The 15379-nt window shown below is 71.6% G+C and carries 14 protein-coding genes and 1 pseudogene; 12 read left to right on the plus strand and 3 right to left on the minus strand.

The annotated features are described in order from the left end of the window. Window positions 1–189: pseudogene (locus tag ACZ7GX_RS16030) on the minus strand (endo-1,4-beta-xylanase); the annotation flags it as partial. 933 nt (window positions 190–1122) lie between these two features. Between ACZ7GX_RS16030 and ACZ7GX_RS16035 the strand changes: the two are divergent. The 7 genes from ACZ7GX_RS16035 to ACZ7GX_RS16065 all read left to right on the plus strand — a co-directional run bounded on the left by ACZ7GX_RS16035 (window position 1123) and on the right by ACZ7GX_RS16065 (window position 5820). Further along, on the plus strand, window positions 1123–1446 hold the full coding sequence (locus tag ACZ7GX_RS16035; protein ID WP_498777215.1) for an ArsR/SmtB family transcription factor: 324 nt from the start codon (window positions 1123–1125) through the stop codon (window positions 1444–1446). Window positions 1447–1451: 5 nt separating this feature from the next. Further along, complete coding sequence (locus tag ACZ7GX_RS16040) at window positions 1452–1925, plus strand: SRPBCC family protein (RefSeq protein ID WP_498777217.1); 474 nt, start codon at window positions 1452–1454, stop codon at window positions 1923–1925. A 116-nt stretch (window positions 1926–2041) separates the two neighbouring features. Further along, window positions 2042–2491 carry a MarR family winged helix-turn-helix transcriptional regulator gene (locus ACZ7GX_RS16045; protein ID WP_498777219.1) on the plus strand — a complete coding sequence of 150 codons (450 nt, stop codon included), beginning with the start codon at window positions 2042–2044 and terminating at the stop codon, window positions 2489–2491. Further along, entirely contained in the window at window positions 2481–2975 is a 495-nt protein-coding gene (locus ACZ7GX_RS16050; RefSeq protein ID WP_498777221.1) for a hypothetical protein, read from the plus strand. Before ACZ7GX_RS16045 ends, ACZ7GX_RS16050 begins: the two co-directional genes overlap by 11 nt. 296 nt (window positions 2976–3271) lie before the next feature. Further along, window positions 3272–3706 (plus strand): hypothetical protein, encoded by a 435-nt coding sequence (locus ACZ7GX_RS16055; RefSeq protein WP_498777223.1) that lies wholly within the window; start codon window positions 3272–3274, stop codon window positions 3704–3706. After that, a complete protein-coding gene (locus tag ACZ7GX_RS16060) occupies window positions 3664–5004 on the plus strand; it encodes a sensor histidine kinase (RefSeq protein ID WP_498777225.1) in 1341 nt (446 codons plus the stop codon). The genes ACZ7GX_RS16055 and ACZ7GX_RS16060 overlap by 43 nt, the downstream gene beginning before the upstream one ends. 189 nt (window positions 5005–5193) lie before the next feature. Next, window positions 5194–5820, plus strand: coding sequence for a hypothetical protein (locus ACZ7GX_RS16065; RefSeq protein ID WP_498777227.1), 627 nt, complete (start codon window positions 5194–5196; stop codon window positions 5818–5820). Window positions 5821–5916: 96 nt separating this feature from the next. Here the strand turns inward: ACZ7GX_RS16065 and ACZ7GX_RS16070 are convergent, their stop codons facing one another. Further along, the gene (locus ACZ7GX_RS16070) at window positions 5917–6777 is read right to left on the minus strand and encodes a helix-turn-helix transcriptional regulator (RefSeq protein ID WP_498777229.1); all 861 of its coding nucleotides are present in this window, start codon (window positions 6775–6777) and stop codon (window positions 5917–5919) included. A 116-nt stretch (window positions 6778–6893) separates the two neighbouring features. Here ACZ7GX_RS16070 and ACZ7GX_RS16075 point away from each other — a divergent pair, with 116 nt between their 5' ends. Further along, the gene (locus tag ACZ7GX_RS16075; RefSeq protein ID WP_498777231.1) at window positions 6894–8351 is read left to right on the plus strand and encodes an MFS transporter; all 1458 of its coding nucleotides are present in this window, start codon (window positions 6894–6896) and stop codon (window positions 8349–8351) included. A gap of 36 nt (window positions 8352–8387) precedes the next feature. Further along, a complete protein-coding gene (locus ACZ7GX_RS16080; RefSeq protein WP_498777233.1) occupies window positions 8388–9614 on the plus strand; it encodes a cytochrome P450 in 1227 nt (408 codons plus the stop codon). Window positions 9615–9718: 104 nt separating this feature from the next. On the opposite strand, the gene ACZ7GX_RS16085 is transcribed toward ACZ7GX_RS16080, so the two are convergent. Next, the gene (locus tag ACZ7GX_RS16085) at window positions 9719–11293 is read right to left on the minus strand and encodes a GMC family oxidoreductase (protein ID WP_498777235.1); all 1575 of its coding nucleotides are present in this window, start codon (window positions 11291–11293) and stop codon (window positions 9719–9721) included. Between the two features lie 1096 nt (window positions 11294–12389). Here ACZ7GX_RS16085 and ACZ7GX_RS16090 point away from each other — a divergent pair. From ACZ7GX_RS16090 to ACZ7GX_RS16100, 3 genes are all read left to right on the plus strand, one after another. Then, complete coding sequence (locus ACZ7GX_RS16090) at window positions 12390–12857, plus strand: SgcJ/EcaC family oxidoreductase (RefSeq protein ID WP_498777237.1); 468 nt, start codon at window positions 12390–12392, stop codon at window positions 12855–12857. Window positions 12858–13137: 280 nt separating this feature from the next. Next, window positions 13138–13593, plus strand: a complete 456-nt coding sequence (locus tag ACZ7GX_RS16095; RefSeq protein WP_498777239.1) for an SgcJ/EcaC family oxidoreductase — start codon at window positions 13138–13140, stop codon at window positions 13591–13593. A 108-nt stretch (window positions 13594–13701) separates the two neighbouring features. Next, window positions 13702–15282: a GMC family oxidoreductase gene (locus ACZ7GX_RS16100; protein WP_498777241.1), complete on the plus strand. Its 1581-nt coding sequence runs from the start codon at window positions 13702–13704 to the stop codon at window positions 15280–15282. Window positions 15283–15379 lie beyond the last annotated feature (97 nt).

Here is a 15379-nt window from a genome sequence, read left to right on the forward strand (position 1 = left end):
CGTGACCATGTCGAACTCGCGGTTCAGGATGCCCACGTAGGTCGAGTCGCCCAGCTTGTTGGCCGCGACCGCGGTGCCGAAGTACCGCCCGCTCTGCTGGGCCGCCGCCGCGAGCGTGGAGGCGGCACCGCTGGCGGGCGCGGCCACGAGCACCGCGGCGCCCGCGGCGGCGGCGACCAGGGTCGACACGAGTGCGACTCTTGAGACTGACTTCGCTGTCAGCGTCATGTTCGGCGCTTTCTGGGGAGCACCCGCGGTAGCGCGGGTGGGGGTGGGTTGGGTCGGAGCGGTCGATGGTCCGCTCGGTGCGGGTGGCGGCGTTCCTCGTAGCCACACGCTGTTCGGTTCGAAACGTTAAGCAGTATTAACCGAAACAGTTTGGCCGATCAAGGCCCGGCTGAGGTCGGTCTGAGGCCGAGGTTTACATGCATGAACACCGACGAACCGGTTAAGTGCGATCTTGGGTCTTCGCCGGAAGCCCAGGTGAAAGGCCCTTGTCGTGGGGTGTCCGGTGCTCCGGTCGCGGTATGGCCAACAGGGGTGTGCCGGGGACTTGTTTCGCAATAATTCGAAACTATATTCGCAAATTTCAGCGTTCTCGGGCGGGGTCGTGGCCTGGAAGGCCTTCGCCGACGGTCACCGCGCCGGCCTGCCGCGCACGAGTCGCGGGACTTTCTTGGCGGCAGACGACCGCGTCGTGGTCTTCGGCGTCCACCACGTGGAAGGGGCGCTCGGCGGCGCGTCCGGGTCCGTGCCCTTCTACGCCGAGCCCGAGCGGATGCGGGGTCCCTGCGGGCGATGAGCGGTGTGTCCGCGGCGGCCCGGCTCGACCTGGCCGACCGGATGAGCTTCGTGTCGGCGAGCTTCACGTCGCCCGCCGGCAGCGGGTGCGGCCGGAACAGGCGGTCGAGGGTGTGCGAGGAGCCCGGGTCACGGCGTCCGCGCTGGGGGTCGGACGAGGTCACCGAGGGGTTCTCCAGTCAGGTGGAAAGCGCTTGCCAGATTCTCGGGAAGGTTCGGGCGGTGTCAATGCGCGTGGTGGGTCGGGGAAGCCTCGTCGAGGCTTCGGTAAGTCGCGACGAACGGTTGACGGCGCCACTCCGTTAGTCCAGACTTACCGATGTGACCGCTTCCGCTGGTGCCGTGCTGGACGCGTTGGGTGATCCGACACGGCGGTTGATCCTCGAACGGCTGCTCGACGGGCCGCTGGCGGTGGGGGTGCTGGCCGAACGGGTGCCGGTGTCGCGGCCCGCCGTGTCGCAGCACCTGAAGGTCCTCAAGGAGGCGGAGCTGGTGGTGGAGGCCGCGGCGGGCACGCGGCGGCTGTACCGCGTCAACCCCAGGGGTTTGGACGTGGTGCGCGATTACCTCGACCGGTTCTGGTCGAGCACGTTGGACAACTTCGCCGCATTGGCGGCGGCCGAGGCCGAGCGCGAGGAGAGCTGATCGAGATGGGTGCCGAAGCGACCACGGAGATCGTCGTCCACAAGACGGTGACCGTGCCCCTCGGGGTGCGGCGGACGTTCGAGCTGTTCACCGCGCGGATGACGGACTTCTGGCCGTCCGAGCACTCGATCGGCACGGCGCCCCTGGCCGAGGTCGTGGTCGAACCGCGCGAGGGCGGGCGGTGGTTCGAGCGCGGGGAGGACGGCAGCGAGTGCTCGTGGGGCCGGGTCGCGCGGTGGTCGCCGCCGAACCGGCTCGTGCTGCTGTGGCAGATCGGGGCCGACTGGACCTACGACCCGTCGCTGGAGACCGAGGTGGAGATCGACTTCGTGGAGGAGTCCCCGGACCGCACCCGGCTGGAACTGCGTCACCGCCACCTCGAGCGCTTCGGCGAGCGGGCCGAGGCGCTGCGCGCGGCCTTCGACGGGCCGGGCGGCTGGAGCGGCACGCTGACCCGGTTCGCCGAGTTCGCGCGCTGACCGCGCCCGCCGGGTGGTGGTGGCCTGGGTCGGAGTCGCGGGGAGAACGTGGACGGCGCGCCACGGCGGGCGCAAAGTAGTTGCACCCTGGAACCAAGTAGTTCTAGGGTGGAACTATGTCGGATCGGGACGGCGGCTCGCCCCACGAGGAGTTCGCCGAGGTGTTCGTGGACTTCGTCCGCGGCTTCGGCCTGCTGGACGCCGAGACCACGCCCTGTGGCGCGCCGATGTCGACCGCGGAGGCGCACGCGATCACCGTCCTGCGCGCCGGGGGGCTGCACCAAGGCGTCCTCGGCGAGCGGGTCGGCCTCGGCAAGTCCTCCACGAGCCGCTTGGTCGACGGGCTGGAGCAGCGCGGTTGGGTGCGACGCGTCCCCGACCCGGACGACGGGCGCGCCCGCCTCCTGCGGTTGACCGACAAGGGACGTGAGGTCGCGGGCGGGGTGGTTCGTCGCCGCGCGGACCGGTTGTCCGCATTGCTCGACAACGTTCCCGCCGCGCGACGCCGCTCCGTCATCGAAGCGCTGCGACTACTCACGGAAGCAGGACGTCTTGATGCGCCGTAACCTCCTCCTCGGACTGATCACGCTGCTGGTGGCGGTCGGTGCGTGCGCGGTGCCGGACGACGACGCGCGGCAGGCCGCCCGGCAGTCCGAGGTCGCCGAGAAGGGCCGGGCGGTCATGCCGTTCGACCTGGAGCGGACCACGCACCGGTTCCTCCCGACCGGCGACGGGCTGCGGCAGGAGGTCGTCGCCGACGAGGTCGACGACGCCGCCCAGGTCGCGTTGATCCGCGAGCACCTCGCGGAGGAGGCGGAACGCTTCCGCTCCGGGGACTTCGCCGACCCGGCCCGGATCCACGGAACGGCCATGCCCGGCCTCGCGGAGCTCTCGGCCGGCGCGGCCGGCATCGCCATCGTCTACGGCGACCTGGACACCGGCGCCTCGCTGGACTTCCGCACCTCCGACCCGCGGTTGGTCCAGGCCCTGCACGCGTGGGGCGAGGCGCAGGTGTCCGACCACGGGAACCACGCGGAGCCGTCGAAGTAGTGCACGCGACCACCGCCGGGCCTCGTCGGTCCACAGCGGATTCGGCCGGGTACTCCCGGCCCCGGATGTCCGCTCGGTGACCGGTCACGCCGGGATCTGTCCAGGTCGCACTGTCGTAGGTGGACACTCGGTCGGCGCGCCTCCGTTGCCCAGCAGGGGCATCACACGATTGGGTGTTCACTCGTTCGTGGTAATCCCGTGCGGGGATGCCCAAGGTCGGTCCGGGGCTGGACGATGGGACAGCGGCACGCTGCTCTTCACTGCCGTGACCTGAACGGATTTGCCAGGGGGTAACCATGACGGCAGCACACGTCGTCGTTTCCATCGAGGCGGGGGCCGAGGCGCGGACCGGGGGAGGTCGGGTCGCGGCCGGGTGGCTGGTCGAACCGACCCGGGTCGTGGTGCCCGACCCGCCGCCCGGCTTGCTGGACGGCAGCCTCGACGTCGAGGTCGTGCTCGCGGGTGCGGACGAGGGCCCGGTCGAGCGCATCCCGCCGACCGGGGTGAACGCCCTGCGGGTCGCCGGCGCGGAGTTCGCCGTCCTCGACCTCGCCGCGGCCTCACGACACGCGCCGAACGCGGTGATGCCCGAGTCGGTCGCGCTGGAGGAGGCGGTCGCCGCCCACGGGGGCGACGCGCGGGCGGCGTTCGAGTTCGCCGGCGGGCCCTACCCGCCGGGCGACAAGGCGTGCGCGAAGCACAACATCGTCAACTGCGCCCGCTGCTCATGACGTGGAGCCGCCTCGTCCCGGTGGCCGCGGACGTCGGGCTTGCCCTGGCGGCGGGCGCCATGGACGTGGTGCTCTACTCGCACGTCCCGCTGCGGCCGGAAGAGCCGGACTTCTGGTTCGCCCTGGGGTACCTGGGCCTGGTGTTCGTCGTGCTCATGGCGCGGCGCCGCCACCCGTTGGCGGTGTTCGTCGTGGTGCTGTCCGTGGCCGTGCTGGCCTCGCCCGTCAGCGGCTTCGACTTCCGCCCCGAGATCGTCGTGTACCTGGCCTTGTTCACCGTCGCCGAGCGGTGCCGGGTGCGGGTCGCGGGCGTGGCGCTGGCCGGCGCGCTGCTCTACGCGTTCGCCAGCTCCACGCCCGACTTCGACCCCAGCGGGCTCGAAGACCTCGTCGTGGACGTCGCGGCGGCCGCCTACCTGACCTTGTTGCCGCTGTCGGTGTGGGCGACCGGCCGGTGGGTCCGGACCAGCCGGGAGCACGCGCGGGTGCTGGAGGCGAGGCGGGAGCTGGAGGCGCACCAAGCCGTCGCGGAGGAGCGCGGCCGGATCGCCCGGGAACTGCACGACGTGGTGTCCCACGCGGTCACGGTGATCGTGCTCCAGGCCGCGGGCGGGCGGCGGGTGGTCGACCGCGACCCGGCCCGGGCCGGGCGCGCGTTCGACACGATCCAGCGTCTGGGCGAGAACGCGATGGGTGAGCTGCGCCGGATGCTGGAGGTCCTGCGCGCCGACGGGGAGCCGGCCGAGCCGCAGCCCGGCGTCGACGACCTCCCGGCCCTGCTGGACTCGTTCCGGGCGGCGGGGCTGCGGGTCGAGTCGCGCGTCGTCGGCGATCCGCGGCCGGTCGCGCCGACCGTGGACCTCGCGGTGTACCGGGTGGCGCAGGAAGCCCTGACCAACGTCACCAAGCACGCGGGCACCGGCGCGTCCGTCGAGGTGCTGCTGACCTGGGCCGCGGACCACGTCGAGATCCAGGTCCACGACGAGGGCGGGCACGGTGCCGCCCACCGCGGCCCCCTGTCCACCGGCCACGGCCTGACCGGGCTGCGCGAACGGCTGGCCGCGCTCGGCGGCAGCCTGGACACCGCCCGCACGCCCGCCGGGGGCTTCCGGCTCCGCGCCGTCCTGCCGCTCGCCGACACGGCCGGACCAGGGGAGGACGACCCGCCGCCGGTGCCGCTCCGCCGGGCGCGGCTCGGCCTCCTTCCCGCTCGGGCCCGCCGCACCCGGGGCGGAAGCGTGGCAGCCGGGGCGCGAACACGTCCGGAAGAGGAGTTCGCGCCCGGCGTCGACCCGTGAGCGCGGGCTGGGGCGAGGTCGTGCCGGAGGCCGCCGCGCGCGCTTTCCCGCCGGCGGGACCGGTTCGTTGACGACGGGACGCCGTGCCGAGACGATCTGGACGCGCTGCCGGCTCACCTCCATGCCCGGAGCGCCTTCTCACCCTCGGCTTCGGGCTCTCCCGGCGCCCCTCCCGCAGAGGAACAGTTGATGCACGAGTTCCGATCGTTCCTGGGCGCTCTGGCGACGGCTCTGGCCGTCGTCGCCGCGCTCGCGCCGAGCGCGACCGCCGCCCCGGCAACGCCCGCGGTCGACGTCCAGGTGCCGGCAGCAGCCACTTCCGGGAACAGCCCGGCGATCGAGATGGTGGGTGCCCAGGAGTCCGTCGTCACGACGTACACCAGCACGACCGCGTGGGTGCGCCAGTGCGCCTCCCTGAGCTGCGGTTACCACGAGGTCCCGGCGAACTCGTTCGTGATGGCGTACTGCTACACCTCGAACGCCGGCATCTTCTGGAACATGGTGCTCACCGACCACCCGGCCAATCCGACCCTGCCGATCGCGGGTTTCGTGGACACGACGGCCCTGTACCAGGACAACGTCCACCAACCGTGCACCTCGGTCGGTGAGGGTCCGAACCGCCCGGCCGCCGAGATGTGGGCGCACAGCTGCCCGCTGATGGCCTGCGGCTACGGCGTCATCCAGGCCGGGCACGACGTCGCCCTGGTGGCCGTCACGGATCAGATGTACGAGGGCGAGTTCTGGGCGCTGGTGCTCGACCACGACAACGTCAACAAGGACCTCGTCGGTTTCGTGCACGAGGACGACCTCTTCTAGGACGACCTCTTCCACCCGGCGCCGGGACGTCGGGCGTCCCGGCGCACGGCCGCGCGGGAGCGGGGTCCGCCGGCGCCCGCGCGGCGGCCACCCGGGTCAGCAGGCCCCCGTCACGTGTCCCCTGGTCAGCGGCAGGCGCTGCTTGGTCGTGTCGTCGGCCGGGACGTAGACCTCGATCCGCATCCCGCGCATCGACGCCACCTCCAGCTCGTTGATCGAGAACGCCATGTCGCCCGCGTCGCGGTTGGACAGCTTGCGGATGCGGACCTCCGGCTCGGCGACCTCGTGCCGCGCCCACAGCTCCGCGAACTCGTCGCTGAGCGCGAGCAGCCGCCGGATGTCCTCCTCCCACTCCGGGTCGCCCACGTGGCGGGCGTAGTCGGCGCGCAGGCGGGCCACCGTGTAGGGCACTTCCTCGTCGTAGTTGAGCAGCTTCTGCCTGGCGGTGGGCTCGGTCAGGTGGCACCACAGCATGTTGCGGTGCACGCACGGCATCGAGTGCCACTGCCACAGCAGGTCGGCGTGCGCGTCGTTGGCCAGGATCACGTCGTACCGGGCGTTGATCAGCGTCGCGGGCAGCGGGTCCAGGCCCCGCAGCACCGCCCGGATCTCGTCGGGGATCTTCGTCGCCGTCGTGCCGACGCGCTGAGGGGTAGCCTCGGCGAGGTGGTACAGGTGCCAGCGCTCGGTCGCGTCCAGCCGGAGGGTGCGCGCGACGGCGTCGAGCACCTGCGCGCTGACGTTGATCGACCTGCCCTGCTCCATCCAGGTGTACCAGGTGACCCCCACACCGGCGAGCAGCGCTACCTCCTCGCGGCGCAGGCCCACGGTGCGCCTGCGCGTTCCCGGCGGCAGCCCGACGTCCTCCGGGCTCAACCTCGCTCGGCACGCCCGGAGGAACTGCCCGAGTTCGGCTCGGCGACGTTCCTGCACCGTCGCCGCGGTCTCGACGCTCATCAACCCCATCCTCACGCTGTGCCTCCACGGCTTCGCACAGCGTAGTTCATGGTAGTACCAGTAACAGTGTTCGCGGGCTCTACCCGTGTGCTCGCCCGAACCGCCACAGTGGCCGCATGACAACCCAACCAGCCACTTCCTCGCCCGCGCAGGAAGTCTCGGGCAAGCACCCGTGGGGGATGTTGACGGTACTGCTGCTGGGCCAGTTCATGGCCCTGCTGGACGTCACGATCGTCAACGTCGCCATGCCCACCATCGGCGTCGACCTCAACGCGTCCGGCGCCTCCCTGCAACTGGTCGTCGGCGGCTACACCGTCGCGTACGCGATGCTGCTGATCACCGGCGCCCGGCTGGGCGACCTGCACGGCAGGCGCCGCATGTACCTGATCGGCGCCATCGGCTTCACCGTGGCGTCGCTGGTCTGCGGTATCGCACCGTCCACGCTCGTGCTGATCATCGCCCGGTTCGTCCAGGGCGCCGCGGCGGCCGTCATGGTGCCGCAGATCATGAGCGTCATCCAGATGCGGTTCACCGGCCAGGCCCGGGCCAAGGCGCTCAGCGCGTACGGCGCGGTGCTGTCGGTCGGCGCGGTGGCGGGCATGATCCTCGGCGGCGTCATCGTCAACGCCAACATCGCGGACCTGACCTGGCGGCCGGCGTTCCTGGTCAACGTGCCGATCGGCATCGCCCTGGCGCTGCTGGTGCCGAAGCTGATGGAGGCCGACGCGCCGCGCGGCACCCGCAAGCTCGACCCGGTGGGCCTGGCCATCTCGGTGCCCGCGGTGTTCCTGATCGTGCTGCCGCTGGTGCTCGGCCACGAGGCCGGCTGGCCCGCGTGGACGTTCATCTGCGTGGCGCTGGGCCTCGTGCTCGCGGTCGTGTTCGTGGTCGTGGAGAAGCGCATCGGCGCCCGCGGCGGCGACCCGCTGCTGAACCTGGACGTGTTCAAGGCCGCCAGCATGGGCACCGGCGTGTCCACCCTGCTGCTCAACCAGATCGCCTACGGCGGCTTCCTGTTCGCCTTCGCGCTGCACCTGCAGCAGGGCCTCGGCGACTCCGCGCTGTTCGCGGGTCTGACGTTCACGCCGATGGCCGCCGCGTTCGGCCTGGTGGGCTTCTTCTGGCGCAAGCTGCCCCCGCGCATCCACCACCTCGTGCCGACCATCGGCATGGTGCTGTGCATCCTCGGCTACGTCGGCATCGCCGCGAGCGCGCAGAGCGACCCGCACGGCGCGCTGATGTGGATCTCGGTCGTGGTGGTCGGCGGTGGCGTCGGCTTCGCGTTCAGCCCGCTGCTGGTGCTGTCGCTGGTGCAGGTGCCGATGCAGAAGGCCGCGGACGCCAGTGGTCTGCTGACCACGACCATGCAGCTCGGCCAGGTGACCGGCATCGCCGTGTTCGGCAGCCTCTTCCTGACCCTGGCCGGACGTCCGCTGACGCCCGAGTCCTCGTCGGACGCCACCACGAGCACGTTCACCTACCTGGCGATCCTGGCCGCGGTCGCCGTCGTCGCGGCCGTCTTCCTCGCCCGCACGGTGGCCCAGGCCAAGCGCGCCGCCGCCGCGGCGGCGTGACGAGGAGTGGGCCCGGTCCCGAGTGAGGAGGTCGCCGTGACCACAGCGGAACGGGGCGCGGTCGCGGCGGCCGCGCACCTCATGAGCTACCCCGCTCCGCGGACCTGTCCGTTCGAGCCGCCGCCGGAGTACGCCCGGCTGCGGGCCCAGGAGCCGGTGAGCCGGGTCCAGCTCACCGACGGCAGCATCGCGTGGCTGGTGACGCGGCACCGGGACGCCCGGTTCGTGCTGTCGGACCCGCGGTTCGCCTCGGACCGCCGCCACCCGGCGTTCCCGCTGCGGACGTCGGGTGGCGCGGCGGGCGCCGAGCCCCCGCCGCTGCTCGCCGCGGACGGCGACCGGCACGCGGAGGCCCGCGGCTCGGTCGGCGGCGAGTTCACCGCCGACCACGCCGGGCTGCTGCGACCGCGCGTCCAGGAGATCGTCAACGGGTGCGTGGACGCGATGCTGGCCGCCGGGGAACCGGTCGACCTGGTGGGGGCGTTGGCGCTGCCGGTGCCCGCGCTGGTCATCGGCGAGCAGTTGGGCGTCCCGCCCGGGGAGCACGTCCTGTTCCAGGAGCTGACCGCCCGGTTGGCGCGCGCCGGCGCGGACGAGGAGCAGCACGGGGCGGCCACCGCCGCGCTGCGCTCCTACCTGGCCGACCTGGTGGCCCGCAAGGAACGCGTGCCCGGTGAGGACCTGCTGAGCAGGCAGCTCCGCACCCGGCGCGAGCGGCACGGCGAGGTGGACCGCGACGCCCTGGTCGACCTCGCCCGGCTGCTCGTGGTGGCCGGGCACGAGCCGACCGCCGGGATGATCTCGCTGGCGGCGCTGGCGCTGATGCGCGACCCCGACCGGGTGGCCGGCCTGCTCGCGCACCCGGAGCGGGTGCCGGGCGCGGTGGAGGAGCTGCTGCGCTACTTCACGGTCGTCGAGCACTTCACCGCGCGGGTGGCCGTCGCGGACGTCGAGGTGTCGGGCGTGCCGGTGCGCCGGGGTGAGGCGGTGATCGTGTCCGGGGCCGCGGCCGACCGCGACGAGGCGGCGTTCGCCGACCCCGACCGGCTCGACCTGACCCGCGACGCGCGGCGCCACCTGGCGTTCGGGTTCGGCCCGCACCAGTGCCTGGGGCAGCACGTGGCCCGGGTGCAGTTGCAGGTCGTCCTGGAGACCCTGTTCCGGCGCGTCCCGGGGCTGCGGCCCGCCGTCGCGTTCGAGGACCTGGAGTTCAAGCACGACGCGCACTCCTACGGCTTGCGAGAGCTGCCTGTCACCTGGTGAGCCGGGCGCGGCCACGAGCCCCGTGGCCGCGCCCGGCCCGTGCCGCGCAGAAGCCCCCGACCGGCTCAGACGGTCGGGGGCTTCTGCGGTCACCGGCGGTGACGTCAGTGGGCGACGGCCACCGTCTGCGGCGGCAGGAGGGGGAGTCCGAGGATCATGTCGGACGCCTTCTCCGCGATCGCGATCGTCGGGCCGTTCGGGTTGGCGAACACCGTCGGCATGACCGACGCGTCCACGACCCGCAGGCCCTCCAGCCCCATGACCTTCAGCTCGGGGTCGACGACCATGCCCATCGCGCACGAACCGGCCGCGTGGTAGGCCGTCTCGGAGTACCGGCGCGCGTGGGCGCGCAGGTCCTTGTCCGAGTCGGACTCCGGCGGGTTGTGCAGCGCCTCGGCGTAGGGCTTGAGCGCCTTCTGGTTCGCGATCTCCATGGTGAGCCGCAGACCCGCCACCGCGGCGTCCATGTCGGACTCCTCGGCGAAGAAGTTGTGCAGGATCCTCGGCTTGGTGGTCGGGTCGGCCGAGGCGATCATGATGTTGCCCCGGCTCAGCGGGTCGATCACGTCCGCGCCGAAGGAGATCGCGTGCGCGGTCGGCACGCCGAGGCCGCCGTCGGCGAACATCACCGGCGCGGCGTGGAACTGCAGGTCGGGCAGCTCCAGGCCGGCCTGGGAGGCCACGAACCCACCGGACTCGGGGATGTTCGACGTGAGCGGGCCGCGGCCCTCCTCCATGAACTGCCGGACGTACTCCGGCTGCCCGGCCGCCAGCAGGCTCACCGGCTGGGAGGTGGTGTAGATCAGGAAGTCGTGCGTGTGGTCGATCAGGTTCTGGCCGACCATCGGCTGGTCCAGCACGACCGGGATGTCGAGCGCGCGCAGCAGCTCCGCCGGGCCGACACCCGACAGCTGCAGGAGCTGCGGGGTGTTGTAGGCGCCCGCGGACAGGATGACCTCGCGCGCGGCGCGGATCTCGAACTGCTCGCTGAGCCGGGAGGCGGCGACGCCCACCGCGCGGCCGTTCTCGAACAGCACCCGGTGCACGAGCATGTCGGTCTCGACGGTCAGGTTCGGGCGCGCCATCGACGGGTGCAGGTAGGCCACCGCGCTGCTGCACCGGCGACCGTCCCGCTGCGTCACCTGGTAGAAGCCGAAGCCCTCCTCCTTGGCCGCGTTGAAGTCGTGGTTGGCCGGGTAGCCCGCCTCCAGCGCCGCCTCGACGAACGCGGTCGTCATCGGGTTGTTGGAACGGTTGTCCGACACCGACAGCGGCCCGCCGACGCCGTGGTACTCGTCGGCGCCGCGCTCGTTGTCCTCGGACCGCTTGAAGTACGGCAGCAGCTCGTCGTAGCTCCAGCCCGGCTGGTTCCACGCGTCGTAGCGCTCGCGGGCGCCCCGGATGTACACCATGCCGTTCATGCCGCTGGTGCCGCCGAGCATGCGGCCGCGCGGCAGGTAGATGCGGCGGTTGTCGGCGTACGGCTCGACGTGGGTGTCGTAGTCCCAGTCGAGGTTGGTGCGGAAGAGCTGGGCGCACGCGGCCGGGATGTGGATGTTCTGGGAGCTGTCGACCGGTCCGGCCTCGATCAGGCAGACCTTGACGTCCGGGTCCTCACTCAGTCGAGCGGCGAGCACGCACCCAGCGGAGCCGGCGCCGACGATAACGTAATCGTACATCCGCAATCCTTTCCCGGATTTCGTCCTGGAGAAATGCGCCGACCTGCCCCCGCGTCACCGTTGCCGGCGGTGCGGGCGACTGTCAACGAGGTGTGCAAACCACGGTCAGGCCATCGAGCTGGTTGCGCGCGCAACGGCAATGGGGGACCGGATCGTCACCGTGGACGCTACCGCAACCCGGCGGTCGGGGAATTGTCGAGCGCCCGGCCGTACGGGAACCCGAATCTTCGCGACGCCAGTCGTGGCGGCGACCGGTGCGGCAGTGGCTGTCCGATTCGTCCTGGTCGCGACGAAGCAGCCGGAACCATTGCTCCCCCAGTCCATGGCAATAACGTCGTCATCGTGGCTCGGGCGATCGGGGCGGGACTACTCCGGGGTTGCCCTGACAGGCGCCGCGATCGCCCGCGAATGCCGTGCGGATTGACTGGTGCGATGCGCGTCTATGTGGCCCGTAGTGGATCGGTTGGTGTCCGACCCCTGCGGTCGGGCGCTGTCGAAACCAGCGGTCGGTTCGAGTTGCATGCAGATAAAGTGCAGGTCAGAGCAGTCTTGTGAGCATAACTCACTAATTGGAACCTCGCTGGAACCCTTGGGTGTTCTTCTTGTCTCGCGTGCGGGGCGGTCGGCCCCGCTGGGGCTTCGTCGCCACCGGAGGAGTGGTTCGGAGTGCCGCTGTGCGGGGTTCGCCCGCGTGTCGCACCCGGTCTTGCCGGTCTTCTCGGGGATCATTCCGACATCGGGCGTGAAGTGCCCTCAAAAGGGTCCGGGGTGCCACCGAAATCTTTCGTGCGGATTCGACCGTTATGTCCGAATCTTCGTGAATGGAGCGATTGGTGCACTTCTTTCCCGATTCACGGACGGCCATTCGGCCGATACGGCCGCAGTGGGCCGGTCGCCCGGTGTGCCAATCATCGGCGGTCGCCGGCCGTGATCGACACAAAGCAACACGGGAGAAGTGACGTCAGTTCGATCCGGGGCAGTATCGGGAGTGCCGGACGTGCGTTGCGCGTTTTACGGCGATCATTTCCGATGCGGCCGACTGGTTCTGCGGAACTGGTTCCCGCTGCTCGCGCGGGAACCGACGAGGAGGAAGCACATGGCTACGGCCACCACAGATCGCGAAGCGCAGCTCGATGCCTACTACGGGCCCTTCACCACGGAGAAGGAGAAGGAGGTCCTGAGCGTCCCGCTCCGCCTCGTCGCGGCGTGGGCCGAGAACGACGCGAACGGTGTGGCGGCGGTCTTCGCCGAGGACGGCATCCTCATCCTGCCGGGTGACGTGTTCAAGCAGGGCCGCGACGAGATCCGCTCGTTCATGAAGGCCGCGTACGCGGGCCCCTTCAAGGGCAGCGGCGTGACCGGCAACCCGGTCGACGTCCGGTTCTACTCCGACGACGTCGCGCTGCTGCGCACGCACGGCGGCATCCTGGCCCCGGGTGAGACCGAGATCGCGCCCGAGCTCGCGGTCCGGTCGACCTGGGTCTGCGTCAAGCGGAACGGCACCTGGTTGCTCGCCGGTTACCAGAACAGCCCGCGCGGCGAGGGCGCGACGCTGCGCTGGTAACCGGTTCGAGGCGCGCCCCGCCGGCGCGCGCGAATGACCTCTGGCGGTCGAGTGCCTCCCGGACGACCGCCGGTCGGGGGCCACGCCGGAGGTCAGGGCGGATCAGCGGCGTCGCCCCTGTCGCTGCTGATCCGCCCATGCGCGGGCGGAACTTGTCGCCCCGGGCGGGGAGCGTGACCGGGAATCCGTCCGAAGAGGACACACATGCCCGAAGCCGGCACTGGCTCGATCACCAGGCGTTCAAGAAGAACAGCACCCAGCCGACCGCGGAGGAGAGAAAATGGATTCCAAGGCCTCATCGCTCGTCGCCCAGGCCAAGCAGTGGGCGACCTACTACGGTGACTACACGACGGGCCCGGAGGGCGCCGCGCTGACCATCGTGCTGCGCTTCCGCGCCCTGTGGGAGGACAACGACGCCGAGGGCATCACCGACCTGTTCGTCGAGAACGGCAGCCTGCTGCTGGGCGACGAGCAGCTCAAGGGCCACGGCGAGATCCACGCGTACCTCACGGCGGCGTTCAACGCGGGCTTCAGCGGCACGAAGCTGATCGACGAGGTCGCGGACGTCCGGCTCCTGAGCCCCGACGTCGCGATGGTCATCACGACGGGCGGGCTGGCGGCCAAGGACGCCACGTCCGTCCCGGAGGGCAACTCCTCCCGCACCATGTGGGTCGTCGTGAAGCGCGACGGCGACTGGTGGCTCGCGTCCTACCAGTCCAGCCCGCTCCAGGGCTGATCCACTTCCAGCACGTCCGCAGGCCGCGCACGGTCCAGAGGTCGCAACGACGGGTCGTGCGCGGCGTCCGGCGGTGCGCGGACCGCTCGTTCGGAGAAGGAGAACCGGATGTACGACTATGTGATCGTCGGCGGCGGGTCCGCGGGCTGCGTGCTCGCGGCACGCCTCACCGAGGACCCGGACGTCACCGTGTGCCTGGTGGAAGCCGGTCCGCTCGACACCGTGGAGAACATCCACGTGCCGGCCGGTTTCGCGAAGCTGTTCCGCACGGGCGTGGACTGGGACTACGACACCCACGACGAGCCGGGCCTCAACGGGCGCCGCGTGTTCCTGCCGCAGGGCCGGGTGCTGGGCGGCACCAGCTCCATCAACTCGATGATCTACGTGCGCGGCAACCCGCTCGACTTCGACGCCTGGGGGCAGCCGGGGTGGGGTTTCGACGACCTGCTGGGCTACTTCCTGCGCTCGGAGGACAACGACCGCGGCGAGTCGGCGTTCCACGGCGTGGGCGGTCCGCTGGGCGTGTCGGACAACCGCGCCCGCAACCCCATGTCGACCGCGTTCCTCGACGCCGCCGCGGCCGCCGGGTTCGACGCCAACGACGACTTCAACGGCCCCGCCCAGGACGGGTTCGGCTACTTCCAGGTCACCCAGCGCGACGGCCGCCGGTCCAGCGCCGCGACCGCGTTCCTGCACCCGGTGCTGCACCGCCCGAACCTCACGTTGGAGGCGAACCTCCAGACCCACCGCGTGCTGGTCGAGGGCGGACGCGCCACGGGCGTGGTCGGCTACCGCGCCGGCGAGGAGATCACCGTGCGCGCCGAGCGCGAGGTCGTCCTCGCCGCCGGGGCGTACAACTCGCCGCAGCTGCTGATGCTGTCGGGCATCGGGCCGGCCGCGATGCTGGGCGCGCTGAACATCCCGGTCGTGCTCGACCAGCCGCTGGTCGGGCAGAACCTCCAGGACCACGCGCTCGTGCCGCTGGTCTACACCCACCGGCACCCGATCAGCATGCTGGCGGCGGGCGCTCCCGAGTCCGTCCAGCAGTTCATCACCGAGGGTCGGGGCCCGCTGACCTCCAACGGCCCCGAGGCCGGCGGTTTCGTGCGGACGGTCGGCGGCCTGCCCGCGCCGGACGTCGAGTTCCTCACCGCGCCGGTGATGATCGCCGACAGCGGCCTGGCCGCGCCCACGGCGCACGCGATCACGCTGGGGGCGTCCCTGCTCACGCCGCTGAGCCGCGGGCACGTGTCGCTGGGCTCGGACGACCCGACGGCCAAGCCGCGGATCGTGCACAACTACTACGCCGACCCCGCCGACCTGGACACGGCCGTGCGCGCGTTGCGGATCGCGTTGGAGATCGCCGGCACGGCGCCGCTGGAGCCGTACACGGAGACGGCGTTCCGGCCGCCGGCGTCCACTTCGGAGGAGGACCTGCGCGCCTACGCGCGGGCCCGCACGCAGTCGACCTACCACCCCGTGGGCACGTGCGCGATGGGGCAGGTCGTGGACGCCGAACTGCGCGTCATGGGCATCGAGGGGCTGCGCGTGGTCGACGCCTCGGTGATGCCGACGATCACCCGCGGCAACACCAACGCCCCGGTCATCGCCATCGCCGAGAAGGCCGCCGACCTCATCAGCGGCGCCCCGGCGCTCCCGTCGCGCGGCACCGAAGCCCTGGCCGCTTGAGGGGTTCGCGGGTGCGGGGGGGGGGGGGGGGGGGGGGGGGGGGGGGGGGGGGGGGGGGGGGGGGGGGGGGGGGGGGGGAGCGGAGGGGGGGGGGGGG

The sequence above is a fragment of the Actinosynnema sp. NPDC037264 genome (assembly GCF_055603705.1).

Coding starts and splice junctions, on each gene's coding strand:
- ACZ7GX_RS16040 (WP_498777217.1), top strand. CDS start 1,452: ATGGGTGCCGAAGCGACCACGGAGATCGTCGTCCACAAGACGGTGACC.
- ACZ7GX_RS16045 (WP_498777219.1), top strand. CDS start 2,042: ATGTCGGATCGGGACGGCGGCTCGCCCCACGAGGAGTTCGCCGAGGTG.
- ACZ7GX_RS16050 (WP_498777221.1), top strand. CDS start 2,481: ATGCGCCGTAACCTCCTCCTCGGACTGATCACGCTGCTGGTGGCGGTC.
- ACZ7GX_RS16055 (WP_498777223.1), top strand. CDS start 3,272: ATGACGGCAGCACACGTCGTCGTTTCCATCGAGGCGGGGGCCGAGGCG.
- ACZ7GX_RS16065 (WP_498777227.1), top strand. CDS start 5,194: ATGCACGAGTTCCGATCGTTCCTGGGCGCTCTGGCGACGGCTCTGGCC.
- ACZ7GX_RS16070 (WP_498777229.1), bottom strand. CDS start 6,777: ATGAGCGTCGAGACCGCGGCGACGGTGCAGGAACGTCGCCGAGCCGAA.
- ACZ7GX_RS16075 (WP_498777231.1), top strand. CDS start 6,894: ATGACAACCCAACCAGCCACTTCCTCGCCCGCGCAGGAAGTCTCGGGC.
- ACZ7GX_RS16085 (WP_498777235.1), bottom strand. CDS start 11,293: ATGTACGATTACGTTATCGTCGGCGCCGGCTCCGCTGGGTGCGTGCTC.
- ACZ7GX_RS16090 (WP_498777237.1), top strand. CDS start 12,390: ATGGCTACGGCCACCACAGATCGCGAAGCGCAGCTCGATGCCTACTAC.
- ACZ7GX_RS16095 (WP_498777239.1), top strand. CDS start 13,138: ATGGATTCCAAGGCCTCATCGCTCGTCGCCCAGGCCAAGCAGTGGGCG.
- ACZ7GX_RS16100 (WP_498777241.1), top strand. CDS start 13,702: ATGTACGACTATGTGATCGTCGGCGGCGGGTCCGCGGGCTGCGTGCTC.